The 11,837-nt window shown below is 66.3% G+C and carries 12 protein-coding genes; 5 read left to right on the forward strand and 7 right to left on the reverse strand.

All coding sequences use genetic code 11. The annotated features are described in order from the left end of the window. Window positions 1-26 precede the first annotated feature (26 nt). From IE191_RS15430 to IE191_RS15440, 3 genes are read right to left on the reverse strand one after another with little or no spacing between them, the layout of a single operon-like run. On the reverse strand, window positions 27-1,463 hold the full coding sequence (locus tag IE191_RS15430; protein WP_191325283.1) for an NAD-dependent succinate-semialdehyde dehydrogenase: 1,437 nt from the start codon (window positions 1,461-1,463) through the stop codon (window positions 27-29). Between the two features lie 4 nt (window positions 1,464-1,467). Continuing rightward, window positions 1,468-2,223: a nuclear transport factor 2 family protein gene (locus tag IE191_RS15435; protein WP_191325284.1), complete on the reverse strand. Its 756-nt coding sequence runs from the start codon at window positions 2,221-2,223 to the stop codon at window positions 1,468-1,470. A gap of 54 nt (window positions 2,224-2,277) precedes the next feature. Then, the gene (locus tag IE191_RS15440) at window positions 2,278-3,726 is read right to left on the reverse strand and encodes an MFS transporter (RefSeq protein ID WP_229815463.1); all 1,449 of its coding nucleotides are present in this window, start codon (window positions 3,724-3,726) and stop codon (window positions 2,278-2,280) included. 174 nt (window positions 3,727-3,900) lie between these two features. Here IE191_RS15440 and IE191_RS15445 point away from each other — a divergent pair, with 174 nt between their 5' ends. Further along, the gene (locus IE191_RS15445) at window positions 3,901-4,845 is read left to right on the forward strand and encodes an SDR family NAD(P)-dependent oxidoreductase (protein WP_191325285.1); all 945 of its coding nucleotides are present in this window, start codon (window positions 3,901-3,903) and stop codon (window positions 4,843-4,845) included. Beyond that, complete coding sequence (locus IE191_RS15450) at window positions 4,842-5,762, forward strand: SDR family NAD(P)-dependent oxidoreductase (protein ID WP_191325286.1); 921 nt, start codon at window positions 4,842-4,844, stop codon at window positions 5,760-5,762. The genes IE191_RS15445 and IE191_RS15450 overlap by 4 nt, the downstream gene beginning before the upstream one ends. Before the next feature lie 130 nt (window positions 5,763-5,892). On the opposite strand, the gene IE191_RS15455 is transcribed toward IE191_RS15450, so the two are convergent. Genes IE191_RS15455 through IE191_RS15465 form a run of 3 tightly spaced genes read right to left on the reverse strand, consistent with a single transcriptional unit; the run spans window position 5,893 to window position 9,559 of the window. Then, window positions 5,893-7,206, reverse strand: a complete 1,314-nt coding sequence (locus tag IE191_RS15455; protein ID WP_191325287.1) for a dihydrolipoamide acetyltransferase family protein — start codon at window positions 7,204-7,206, stop codon at window positions 5,893-5,895. A gap of 5 nt (window positions 7,207-7,211) precedes the next feature. Beyond that, window positions 7,212-8,228, reverse strand: a complete 1,017-nt coding sequence (locus IE191_RS15460) for an alpha-ketoacid dehydrogenase subunit beta (RefSeq protein WP_191325288.1) — start codon at window positions 8,226-8,228, stop codon at window positions 7,212-7,214. Continuing rightward, window positions 8,225-9,559, reverse strand: coding sequence for a thiamine pyrophosphate-dependent enzyme (locus IE191_RS15465; RefSeq protein ID WP_373299305.1), 1,335 nt, complete (start codon window positions 9,557-9,559; stop codon window positions 8,225-8,227). Before IE191_RS15465 ends, IE191_RS15460 begins: the two co-directional genes overlap by 4 nt. A 103-nt stretch (window positions 9,560-9,662) precedes the next feature. On the opposite strand from IE191_RS15465, the gene IE191_RS15470 reads away from it, so the two are divergent. Both IE191_RS15470 and IE191_RS15475 read left to right on the forward strand, forming a co-directional pair. Then, the gene (locus IE191_RS15470; protein ID WP_191325289.1) at window positions 9,663-10,166 is read left to right on the forward strand and encodes an Lrp/AsnC family transcriptional regulator; all 504 of its coding nucleotides are present in this window, start codon (window positions 9,663-9,665) and stop codon (window positions 10,164-10,166) included. Further along, a complete protein-coding gene (locus tag IE191_RS15475; protein WP_191325290.1) occupies window positions 10,163-10,729 on the forward strand; it encodes a nucleotidyltransferase family protein in 567 nt (188 codons plus the stop codon). Before IE191_RS15470 ends, IE191_RS15475 begins: the two co-directional genes overlap by 4 nt. A gap of 6 nt (window positions 10,730-10,735) precedes the next feature. On the opposite strand, the gene IE191_RS15480 is transcribed toward IE191_RS15475, so the two are convergent. Continuing rightward, complete coding sequence (locus IE191_RS15480) at window positions 10,736-11,266, reverse strand: MarR family winged helix-turn-helix transcriptional regulator (protein ID WP_191325291.1); 531 nt, start codon at window positions 11,264-11,266, stop codon at window positions 10,736-10,738. Between the two features lie 122 nt (window positions 11,267-11,388). Here IE191_RS15480 and IE191_RS15485 point away from each other — a divergent pair, with 122 nt between their 5' ends. Beyond that, on the forward strand, window positions 11,389-11,829 hold the full coding sequence (locus tag IE191_RS15485; RefSeq protein WP_191325292.1) for an organic hydroperoxide resistance protein: 441 nt from the start codon (window positions 11,389-11,391) through the stop codon (window positions 11,827-11,829). Window positions 11,830-11,837: the final 8 nt, after the last annotated feature.

The raw sequence follows: 11,837 nt of genomic DNA on the forward strand, positions 1-11,837 counted from the left end.
CGTGACTGGGCGCATGACGTTGCGCATCAGGCTTCGTGCACGGTCTTGGTCACCAGGCAGGCCATCAGCCCTTCCGGCCCGTCCTCGTGCCCGTGGCCCGACCATTTCACCCCGCCGAACGGCGCATCGGCCCCGCCGATCATCGTGGTGTTGATGCCCAGCATGCCGGTTTCCACTTCGGCCGCCACGCGCGCGCGGGTGGCGTGGCCCTGGCACCAGGCATAAGCCGCCAGGCCATAAGGCAGCCGGTTCGCCTCGGCGATCATGGCGTCTGCATCGGCAAAGCGGTTGATCAGCGCCACCGGGCCGAACGGCTCCTCGTTCATGATCGCGGCATCGAGCGGAATGTCGGACAGCACGGTGGGCGCGAAAAAGAACCCGGCATTGCCGACCCGCTCGCCGCCCGTGTGCAACCGAGCGCCGCGCGCCATGGCATCGCCGATCAGCCGCTCCATGGCCTCGGGCCGGCGCGGATTGGCCATCGGCCCCATCTGCACGCCTTCGTCCAGCCCGTTGCCCACGCGAATTGTTGCCGCGCGCGCGGCAAAGCCGTCGCGAAAGGCCGCGAACACCGGTTCTTCCACGATGAAGCGGGTGGGGCTGACGCAAACCTGCCCGGCGTTGCGATACTTGTGCGCCACGGCCGTCTCGATCGCGCGGTCGAGATCGGCATCGGCAAAGACCAGCACCGGGCCATGGCCACCCAGTTCCATGGTGGTGCGCTTCATGTCATCGGCGGCCAGCTTGGCCAGGTGCTTGCCCACCTGCGTCGATCCGGTGAACGACAGCTTGCGGATCACCGGGCTGCCCAGCAAGTGCCGGCTCACTTCGTCGGGCACGCCGAACACCGCCTGCGCCACTTGCGGCGGCAGCCCGGCGTCGAGCAGGCATTGCAGCACGCCCAGCGCAGAGGCCGGCGTTTCCTCCGCCGCCTTGAGGATGACCGAACACCCCGCCGCCACCGGCGCGCCTAGCTTGCGCCCGGGATTGCCCAGCGGGAAGTTCCACGGCGCAAAGGCCGCCACCGGCCCCACCGGTTCATGGCAGACTGTGGAACGCATGCCGGTGGGGCGCACCAGCGCGCGACCATAGAGGCGCTGCACTTCGCCGGCATAGAACTGGAACAGGCCCACGTTCATCAAGACTTCGATCCGCGCCTCGGCCAGGGTCTTGCCCTGCTCCAGCGTGGCAACGCGGGCGAGGTCTTCCTGCCGTTCCAGCATCAGCCGCGCCGCGCCGTTGAGCACGGCGGTGCGTTGCTGCGGGGTGGAGTTGCGCCACAGGGCAAAGCCCTGCGCCGCCACGTCCAGCGCGGCATCCAGGTCTGCCGCGTCGGCCAAGGGCAGTTCGCCCAGCACCGCGCCGGTGGCCGGGTTGACCACGGCATGGGTGCGCCGCCCACCCCCGCTCACGCGCTGGCCGTTGATGATCATGTGCAGCGAGGGATAGGCAGCCTGCGTCATGGGCTTACTTCGCGGCGATCGCGGCATCGTGGTCGAGATCGCGCTGCAAGCGCTGCGCCTCGATCGGCTTGCCGGTGATCGGGTGGTTCATGTGGAACGGGGTGATCCTGTGGGTCGGCCACAGCCAGTGCCCTTCCAGCAGTTCGTCCGGCCCGGTGGGATCGGTGGGGTAGGTCACCTTGGGAAACGGCACGTATTCGGGCGGGGTATTGGCCCAGCCAGTGTCAAAGTCGCCGTGCCAGATCGGCATGTAGTTCAAGATGTGGATGTGCCACTTGCCATCCACTTTCTTGTAGGTGTTCTCGTAGATCCCGCCTTCCCACCATTGGCGGGCTTTCAGGTGCGGAGCATCGCCTTCGAAATCCTTGTGGCGCCCGGCCTGCATCATCGAACGCGCGCGGCCCAATGCGGTCACGCCATCGGGCTGGATATCGATGATGTCCTGCAACTGCGGATGGTCGAGCAGGAAGCCATCGATCGGGCCGTTGTTGCCATAAGTGAAGCGCTTCTGGAACCGCTCCACATAGAGCCGGCGAATGCCTTCCTTGCCTTTCCAGGTGCCGCCGAAGAAGCGCACTTCGCCATCGGGCGTGAACAGGTCCACCGTCTCGTTGTAGAGGCACTTGTCGATCAGATAGCCATAAAGATGCTGCAACTTGCGCACGTCCAGCTCGTCTTCGCGCACGGTCAGGCGCGCTTCCACCTGCGCCAGCCTTTCCTCCAGCGCGGCCACGCGATCGCTTCCGGTCTCGCCCGTCATCACTCTCTCCATTTTGTTTGTCTAACTAACAAATTGCGGATCGGGATCGGGCTGTCAACGCCCTTGCGCTTCCAGCCGGGCCACTTCCTCGCGATAGGGACGGATGGCCAGGATCATGCTCACCGTGGCGATGGGCAAAAGGGCGCCGGCGGTGATCACCAGCGCTTTCCACAGCTCCGCTTCCACGCCCACCACGCGCTGCGCCACCACGCCGACCACAAAGCTGCCCATGGCCCCGAAAAAGGTGAACATGAACAGGTAGATGGCCGTCACCTGCCCGCGCATTTCATTGGGCGCGATACGCTGGATCGCGGCGTTCTGCGGCACCGCGCCGGCCAGACCGAACATGCCGCCAAGCGCCATGACGGCCAGGCTCGCCTCGCCCGTGGGCATCAGCGGAGCCGTGATCGCGCAGATCGTGACCAGGCCGAACAGGATCGCCGCGCAACGCACGTTGGCATCCTTGTGGCGCTTGGCCATCCATTCCACGAACACGCCGCCCAGGAAAATGCCCAGCAGCGAACTGGCCAGCAGCATCGGCGCCATGACCATGCCGATCCGCCCCTCGTTCCAGCCATAGGTGCGGATCATGAACGGCACCCGCCAGAACGCCAGGCCGAAGGTCTCGATCGCCGCCAGCGCCAGGCCGAGGAACAGCGGGTAATAGACCCGGCCCCGCGCATGGATCGCGCGCATCGCGTCCAGCCCGGTGAAGGCCAGCACCCGCCGGCCAAGCCCGGCTCCTGCCGCCATGCCGCTGGCCCCGGGCGCGGGCCGCTGTCCCCGCCGCGCCGGCTCGCGAATCGCCAGCAGCAGCAGCGCCGCCAGCACGCCGGCCAAGGCCTCCCCCAGCAAGATCAGTTGCCACGAATGGACGCGCAGCCCCAGGATCACCGGATCGGGCATGCCCGCCAGCGCCATGATCAGCTTGCCGCCCAGCGCCACGCCCACCGTCGTGCCGCCGATGAAGCCCAGTTGCAGCACGGCAAAGGCGCGCGTGATCTTCTTGGGCGGAAAGAAATCGGCGAGCAGCGAATAGGAAGCCGGCGCGTGGGCCGATCCGCCCGCGCCCAGGAACATGCGGCTGCCCACGAACTGGCCGAATGTCTGCGCCATGCCGCCCAGCGCCATGATCGTCGCGGTGGCCAGCATGCCGCCGGCCAGCACCAGCCGGCGCGGATAGATATCCGCCAGCCGCGCCAGGGGAATGCCCACTACCACGAAGAAGATCACGCTGGCTGGCCCGCCCAGGAACCCCAGCGCTTCATCACTCAGCGCGAAATCCTGCTTGATCCGCTGCGCCAGCATGCCGAACACGGTCTGGTCGAAGAAGTTGAGGAACGTGGCCAGCACGATGGCAAACAGCGCAAACCACGCCTTGCCGGCCGAGGGCCAAGCCTGCGCGTGCGCCGGCAAGGTTGCCGCTGCATCGTCGAACGCCGCTTCTGCCTGAAGAGCCGCCATCCCGTCGTCGGGAATCGTCGGCGCCATTGCACCTGCCATCGCTTGTCTCCTCTCCCGGCGGGCTCCTGTTCGGACGGAGCCTTTTTCGTCCGGCGCATTGTTAGTCTTGCATACAATTCCCAGGTAGGGAATAGGTAGGGTGAAAAACAGATTCAGCGCTGCCCACGGCGCCGATCACGATAACAAACGTTACAAGCAAAGCGGAGAGGAACCATGCAGGATCTGCCGGGTAAAACAGCAATCGTCACCGGGGGGGCCAGTGGCATCGGCCTGGGCATCGCCAAGGCGCTGCTGGGCGCGGGCATGAACGTGGCCATTGCCGACATTCGCGACGATCACCTCGCCGCCGGCAGCGCCGAACTGGCCGAAGTGACCGGCGGCAAGACCGACCGCATCCTGGCGCTCAAGCTCGACGTGACCGACCGCGCCAACTACGCCCAGGTGGTCGATGCGATCGAGGCGCGCTTCGGCAGGATCCACCTCTTGGTCAACAATGCCGGCGTCGCCGTGGTCGGTCCCACCGAGCTGGCCACCTTTGCCGATTGGGACTGGGTCATGGGGGTGAACCTGGGCGGCACGATCAACGGGATCGTCACCGTGCTGCCGCGCATCCTCGCCCATGGCGAAGGCGGGCATATCGTCAATACCGCGTCAATGTCCGCCCTGGTGCCGGCTGCGGCCACCACGATCTATTCCTCGGGCAAGGCGGCCGTCACGTCGATGATGGAATGCATGCGCCCCGAACTCGAATCGCGCGGCGTGATCTGCTCGGCCTTCTGCCCCGGCGCGGTGCAGTCCAACATTGCCGAAGCGGGCAAGACGCGCCCGGCGGACCTGGCCGAAACCGGCTATGCCGAAGCCGACAAGCGCCGCCAGGCCGGCGGCAATTTCGCACATCTCTACCAGACCAAGGAGCAAGTCGGGCAGCGCGTGCTCGAAGGCATCCTCAACGACGAGCTTTACATCCTCACCCACTCCGAATTCCTGCTGGGCGTGCAGGAACGCGGCGAAGCGACGACCGCCGCCGTGCAGACGCACTTGCCCGAAAACCCGGAATACAAGGCCACGTTCGCCATGCTGTTCCGCAACCCGGCGATCACCGCCGAAATCGAGCGACAGAACGCGCTCAAGGCCAGCCGCATGGGAGTGACCGCATGAAGGACTTTGCCGGCCGCACGGCCTTCGTCACCGGCGGCGCCAATGGCGTCGGCATCGGCCTCGTCCGCCAGTTGCTCAACGAAGGCTGCAAGGTGGCGATTGCCGACATTCGCCAGGATTCGATCGACCAGGCTCTGGCCAGCCTGGACAACCGAGAGGTCATGGGCGTGCAGCTCGACGTATCGAGCCGCGAGGCTTTCCGCGAGGCGGCCGACCGGGTGGAGGCCGAATTCGGCCCGGTCTCGCTGCTGTTCAACAACGCCGGGGTCAACCTTTTCCAGCCGATCGAGGAATCGAGCTATGACGACTGGGACTGGCTGCTGGGCGTCAATCTCCACGGCGTGATCAACGGGGTTATGACCTTCGTGCCGCGCATGGTGGAACGGGTGAAAGCCGGCACGCAAAAGGGCGGACACATCACGAACACCGCCTCGATGGCCGCGTTCCTCGCCGCCGGAACGCCGGGCATCTACAACACCACCAAGTTCGCCGTGCGCGGTCTTTCCGAATCGCTGCACTATTCCCTGCTGCCATATGGCATCGGCGTTTCGGTGCTGTGCCCCGGCCTGGTCAAAAGCTATATCTATGCCAGCGACGCGATCCGCCCCGAAGGCCTGAAGGGAGGGGCCAAGCCGGTCAACCACGAAGCGGTGGAGCGCCTGGCCGGCGTCCACGAATTCGGCATGGAGCCCGACGTGATCGCGCAGCGCACGCTCGACGCCATGCGCGAAAACCGCCTGCACATCTTCTCGCACCCCGATCACAAGGAAGAGATGCGCGAAATCTTCGACGAGATCATTGCCGAATATCGCGACTATCCCAAGGATCCGGGCCACGACCAGCGCGTGGCGTTCGAGGCCTTCCGCCGCGATGCCTTCGCCAAGGCCCGCGCCGCCTCGCGCGCATCGGATTTCTGAAGGCATCCAGGTTTGCGGAGGGCCCCGGATCAAGTCCGGGGCGACGATTCACCATATCCGTCGCCCCGGCCCCGAGCCGGGGCCCCACGCAACCCTAGGAACCCAGGCCCCACCGCAACGCCAGAACAGGTCACGCCAAGATAAGCGCCGGCGTCTCGATCAGCTTCTTCACCGCCTGAACAAAGCTCGCCGCATCCCAGCCATCGACCACGCGATGGTCGCAACTGATCGAGATGTTCATCAGCTTGCGCTTGGCAATGCGTTCGCCACCCAGGCCATCGGGCACGAACATCGGCCGCTCGACGATGCGGTTGGGGCCGATGATCGCCACTTCGGGCCGGTTGATGACCGGCGTCGTCGCCACGCCGCCCAAGGGCCCAAGCGACGTGATCGTGAAGGTGGAGCCCGACAGTTCGTCGGCCCTGGCCGTGCCATTGCGCGCCGCCTCCGCCAGCCGAGCAATCTCCTGCGCCAGTGCCCACGGATTCTTCGCCTGCGCATCGCGGATCACCGGCACCATCAACCCGCCGGGTGTCTGCGTGGCCATGCCCATGTGCACCGCGCCGTGGCGCGTCACCACGCCGGCTTCATCGTCATAGCGCGCGTTGAGCATCGGGAACTGCGGCAGCGTGCGGCAGATCGCCACGATCAGCAGCGGCAGCATGGTCAGGCGCGGACGATCGAGACCACCGGCATTGAGCTGCGCGCGCAGCTCTTCCAGCGCGGTCACGTCGCATTCCTCCACATAGGTGAAATGCGGAATGGCGCGCTTGGCCGCCGCCATGTTTTCGGCAATGCGACGGCGCAGGCCGATCACTTTCACCTGTTCGTCCGCCCGCGCCGCGCCGGCCGGGGCATAGCTGCGGTTATAGGCCAGGAACTGGTCCAGGTCCCCGTGGCGCACGCGGCCATCCTGCGACGGGCGCACTTGCGCCAGATCGATCCCCAGTTCACGCGCGCGCTGGCGCACGGCCGGGCTGGCCAGCACGCGCGCGTTGCTCTGCGGCCCTTCGACAAGCTCAGGGCGAACGGGGGTAGCAGGAAGATGGTCAGGTTCCGTTCGGGCTGAGCTTGTCGAAGCCCCCTGCGCGACCTCGGCGCCAGGCTCCCGCCCTTCGACAGGCTCAGGGCGAACGGGGGTGGGTTTTTGCAGTGTGGTTTCCGTTCGGGCTGAGCCTGTCGAAGTCCCCTCCCCAACATCGCCCTCAACCTCGATTTCCACCAGCACGGAGCCGATCGGAATCCGGTCCCCCACTTCGCCGGCGATCGAAACCACGCGGCCGGCCACCGGGCTTTCCATTTCCACGGTGGCCTTGTCGGTCATCATGTCGGCCAGCGGGCTGTCCTCGCCCACCGTGTCGCCGGGTTGCACGTGCCAGGCAACGATTTCGGCCTCGGCAATGCCTTCGCCGATGTCGGGCAGGCGGAAGGTGTAAAGCGCCATGCGAATCAATCCTTGCTGATGCGATCGAGGGCTTCGCCAATGCGCACGGCCCCGGGGAAATAGGCCCATTCCAGGCTGTGCGGATAAGGCGTGTCGAAGCCGGTCACGCGCTCGATCGGCACTTCCAGGTCATAGAAGCAATGCTCCTGCACCAGGGCGGACAGCTCGGCGCCAAAGCCGCCGGTGCGCGTCGCCTCGTGCACGATCATGCAGCGGCCGGTCTTGCGCACCGAAGCGCGGATCGTCTCGATATCCAGCGGCACCAGCGTGCGCAGGTCGATCACCTCGGCGTCGACGCCCTTGTCCAGGCACACCGCATGGGCCACGTGGACCATCGTGCCATAGGCCAGGACGGTCACCGCCTCGCCTTCGCGCACCACGCGCGCCTTGCCCAGCGGCACGGTGTAATAGCCTTCGGGCACTTCGCTGTCGGCGTGCTTGTTCCACGGCTCCACCGGGCGGTCATAGGCGCCGGTGAACGGCCCGTTGTAGATGCGCTTGGGCTCGAAGAAGATTACCGGATCGTTGTCCTCGATCGCCGCGATCAGCAGGCCCTTGGCATCGTGCGGGTTCGACGGGATCACCGTCTTGAGGCCCGCCACATGGGTGAACAGCGCTTCGGGGCTCTGGCTGTGGGTCTGCCCGCCAAAGATGCCGCCGCCAAAGGGCGAACGCACGGTCAGCGGCGCGATGAATTCCCCGGCCGAGCGATAGCGCAGCCGCGCCGCCTCCGAAACGAGCTGGTCCAGGCCGGGATAGATATAGTCGGCAAACTGGATTTCCGGCACCGGGCGCAGGCCATAGGCGCCCATGCCCACGGCCACGCCGATGATCCCGCATTCGCTGATCGGCGTATCGAACACGCGGGTCTTGCCATACTTCTTCTGCAAGCCGGCAGTCGCGCGGAACACCCCGCCGAAATAGCCCACGTCCTCGCCCATGATCACCACGGCAGGATCACGGCCCATCGTCACGTCGAGCGCGTCGTTGATCGCCTCGATCATTGTCATGCGGCGGCTCATGGCATTTCGTCTCCGTCCTCGGGGCGCCAATCGGGCCACTTGATCCGCCTCTCGCGCATGGCCTGCTCGCTCTGTTCGCGCAGATGCCAGGGCAGCGTCTCGAACACGTCCTCGAACATGGTGTGGAACGGATGGTGCATCCCATGGCCCAGCACGCCATTGGCCTCGGCCGCGCGGGTCGCGGCTTTCACCATTTCGGCCAGTTCCGCGTCCATCGCCGCCTGGCGGTTCTCGTCCCATTCGCCCAGTGCGATCAGGTGGTTCTTCAGCCGCACGATCGGGTCGCCCAGCGGCCAGGTGCTGCGCTCCTGCGCGCTGCGGTATTGCGAGGGATCGTCGGACGTCGAATGCCCTTCGGCGCGGTAGGTGAAATGCTCGATCAGCGTCGATCCGGCATTGCTGCGGGCGCGGTTCGCGGCCCAGCGGGTGGCAGCATAGACCGCCAGCGGATCGTTGCCATCCACCCGCAGACCCGCCACGCCATAGCCGATCGCGCGCGCGGCAAAGGTCTGGCGTTCCGCCCCGGCAAAGCCCGAAAAGCTGGAAATGGCCCACTGGTTGTTGACCACGTTGAGCACGACCGGCGCATTGTAGACCGTGGCAAAGGTCAGCGCGGAATGGAAATCGCCCTCGGCAGTCGATCCTTCGCCCACCCAGGCGGCGGCAATCCGCGTGTCGCCCGAAATGGCGCTGGCCATGGCCCAGCCCACCGCCTGCGGCAATTGCGTGGCAAGGTTGCCCGAAATGGTGAAAAAGCCATAGTCGCGTGCCGAATACATGATCGGCAATTGCCGACCCTTCAGCTTGTCCGCCTTGTTGGAATAGATCTGGTTGATCATGTCTTCCAGCGGATAGCCGCGCGTGATCAGGATGCCCTGCTGGCGATAGCTGGGAAAGACCATGTCATCGGCCGCCAGCGCCATGGCCGGCGCCACCGAAGTCGCTTCCTCGCCGGTGCACTTCATGTAGAAGCTGGTCTTGCCCTGGCGCTGGCCGCGGAACATGCGCTCGTCAAACGCGCGGGTCAGGGCCATGTTGCGCAGCATGGTGCGCAGCGTTTCGGCATCGAGCCGGGGGTTCCATGGCCCCTGCGCCACGCCGTCCTCGTCCAGCACGCGGATCAGGTCGGTGCACAGCGGCCAGGTCTCGGCGGCCGCGCAAGTTTCGTCCGGGCGTGGTTGCGCGCCGGCGGGCGGCAGCGTCAGGCCGCTCCAGTCCGGCTCGACGCCGGGCCGGGCCTTGGGCTCGGGCACGTGCAGCGCCAGGGGCTGCTGGTTGGCGAAATCGGCCACGGCTATCCTCTCCCAAGCCTTCATCGGGAACAGCAGCATAACGCGAAAGGGTTGGAAAGGGTTGCCAATTGCGGCGCAGGTAAAAGCCCTTGGCACAAATTTGCACTATCATCGCGCCATTGAGTGGTGCATTCACGCTTTCATGTCGGAAAACACCGCTGCACCCGAACTCGATTCCTGGGACATCCGCATCCTGCAATGCCTCACCCGCGATGGCCGGATGAGTTGGCGCGATCTGGCCGAGGAAATCGGCCTCTCGCTCACGCCCACGATTCGCCGCGTGCGCCAACTGGAAGCCGCAGGCCTGATCACTGGCTATTTCGCCCGACTCGACGAGCGCGCCCTGGCCGGGAAGATGAGCGTGTTCGTCTCGGTCACGCTGGAGCGGCAACAACGCGAGGCGCTCGACCGGTTCGAGACGCAGGTGGGCGAACTGCCCGAAATCATGAGCGGATTCCTGATGTCCGGCGGCTCTGACTTCCTGCTGCGCTGCGTGGTGCGCGATCTCGATCATTATCGCGAGCTGCTCGAACGCCTCACGCAAATTCCCGGCGTGGCCCATGTGCAGAGCAGCTTTGCCCTGAAAACCTTCATCAACCGCCCGGCGCCGCTGATCAGCGAAAGCCGGGTTCGGCGCGCGCGATGAGCGGCTCGGTCGCGCTCGTCCTGCTCGCCGCCGGTCGCGGCAGCCGCTTTGGCGGGGGCAAGCTTGCCGCCACGCTGGCGGGCAAGCCGGTGATCGCGCACGTCGCCGCTGCCACCCACGCCCTGCCGCTGGCACAACGCATCCTGGTGGCCGCGCCCGATGTGCCCGGCTTGCCCGGCTTCGCCCGCGTGGCGCTCGAACCGCCCGATGCACCGCAATCGCGCTCACTCGCGCTCGGCCTGGCTGCCGTCGGCGATGCCCAAGCCGTGCTGATCGCGCTGGCCGACATGCCGCTGGTGCCGCCTGCGCATTTTGCCCGCATGCTGGAGGCGTTCGACGGCGACCGGCTGACCAGCGTCTGCGAAGGCCAGCGCCTGCCGCCCGCGCTGCTGGGCCGTGCGCATTTCGCCGCCCTTGGCGCTCTCACCGGGGATCGCGGGGCCGGCGCCCTGCTGCGCGACGCGCCGACCTTGCCGCTCACGCCGGACCAGGCGCTGGACATCGACACCCCGGCCGATCTGGCCCGCGCGGAACGCCTGCTGGTGCCGCCCACTGCTCCCTGACGCGGCTCAAGCCGGCGTCTTGCGCAATTCCTGGCTGAGCCGATCGATCGCGCTTTTCATCTGGTGCAGGTCACCCAGCGGCAGGTCGATCGCCGCCAGCACGTCGAGCGGCACGCATTCGACTTGCGCCACCACAGCCGCGCCCGCTGGCGCCAGGGCCACGCGCACCACGCGCTCGTCCGCGCTGTCCCGGCGGCGCGAAACCAGGCCAGCGGCCTCCATGCGCTTGAGCAAAGGGGTCAGCGTGTTGGATTCCAGGAACAGCACTTCGCCCAGTTCGCCCACCGTGCGGTCCTCCGCCTGAGCCAGCGCCACCAGCACCAGGTATTGCAGATAGGTCAGCCCATGGGGCGCCAGCAATTGCTTATAGAGCCGGTTGAACGCCAGTTGCGCAGCATAGACCGAAAAGCACAGCATGTTGGCAAAGGGCTTGCCCGGCTCGCCCGGCGCCACGGATGTGCCACGGGCGGCAAGCTGCGCGGCGGCCTGGGGGCCGGTCAGCGCGGGATCGATCGGGTCGGGATGGGTCTGGGGCATGCGAACCAAGATAAATCGCACACGATCCAATCGCAAGGGCTTGACCTTCGCCAGCGACTCGCTTATTTAGATCGCATACGATCAAATCGTTTTCGATATTAATCCGAGAAAGGACATTCCCCATGTCGATCAAGCCGCTTTACACCGCCCATGCCAAGGCCACCGGTGGCCGCGATGGCCGCGCCACGATTGCCGAAGACGGCGTCAACAACGGCCTGGACGTGACCCTCGCCACGCCCAAGGAACTCGGCGGCAACGGCGCCGGCAACAATCCCGAACAGCTCTTTGCCGCCGGCTATGCCGCCTGCTTCATCGGCGCGATGAAGTTTGCCGCCAGCCAGGACAAGGCCCTGCCCCGCGTGCCCAATGACATCGTGGTGGATTCGGCTGTGAGCATCGGCGCGCGCGACGATGGCGGCTTTGGTCTGGCCGTGGCGCTGACCGTCCACCTGCCCGGCGTCGACCGCGCCGCCGCCGAAGCCCTGGTCGCCAAGGCCGACGAAATCTGCCCCTACAGCCACGCCACGCGCGGCAACATCGACGTGACGCTCAACGTCGCATGACGTTTCCG

This window comes from Novosphingobium pokkalii (assembly GCF_014652855.1).
Lineage (GTDB): Bacteria > Pseudomonadota > Alphaproteobacteria > Sphingomonadales > Sphingomonadaceae > Novosphingobium > Novosphingobium pokkalii.

Bases quoted from the DNA above. Each gene is read 5' to 3' on its own strand.
- IE191_RS15430 (WP_191325283.1), bottom strand. From the start codon at position 1,463: ATGACGCAGGCTGCCTATCCCTCGCTGCACATGATCATCAACGGCCAG.
- IE191_RS15435 (WP_191325284.1), bottom strand. From the start codon at position 2,223: ATGACGGGCGAGACCGGAAGCGATCGCGTGGCCGCGCTGGAGGAAAGG.
- IE191_RS15440 (WP_229815463.1), bottom strand. From the start codon at position 3,726: ATGGCAGGTGCAATGGCGCCGACGATTCCCGACGACGGGATGGCGGCT.
- IE191_RS15445 (WP_191325285.1), top strand. From the start codon at position 3,901: ATGCAGGATCTGCCGGGTAAAACAGCAATCGTCACCGGGGGGGCCAGT.
- IE191_RS15450 (WP_191325286.1), top strand. From the start codon at position 4,842: ATGAAGGACTTTGCCGGCCGCACGGCCTTCGTCACCGGCGGCGCCAAT.
- IE191_RS15455 (WP_191325287.1), bottom strand. From the start codon at position 7,206: ATGGCGCTTTACACCTTCCGCCTGCCCGACATCGGCGAAGGCATTGCC.
- IE191_RS15460 (WP_191325288.1), bottom strand. From the start codon at position 8,228: ATGAGCCGCCGCATGACAATGATCGAGGCGATCAACGACGCGCTCGAC.
- IE191_RS15465 (WP_373299305.1), bottom strand. From the start codon at position 9,559: ATGCTGCTGTTCCCGATGAAGGCTTGGGAGAGGATAGCCGTGGCCGAT.
- IE191_RS15470 (WP_191325289.1), top strand. From the start codon at position 9,663: ATGTCGGAAAACACCGCTGCACCCGAACTCGATTCCTGGGACATCCGC.
- IE191_RS15475 (WP_191325290.1), top strand. From the start codon at position 10,163: ATGAGCGGCTCGGTCGCGCTCGTCCTGCTCGCCGCCGGTCGCGGCAGC.
- IE191_RS15480 (WP_191325291.1), bottom strand. From the start codon at position 11,266: ATGCCCCAGACCCATCCCGACCCGATCGATCCCGCGCTGACCGGCCCC.
- IE191_RS15485 (WP_191325292.1), top strand. From the start codon at position 11,389: ATGTCGATCAAGCCGCTTTACACCGCCCATGCCAAGGCCACCGGTGGC.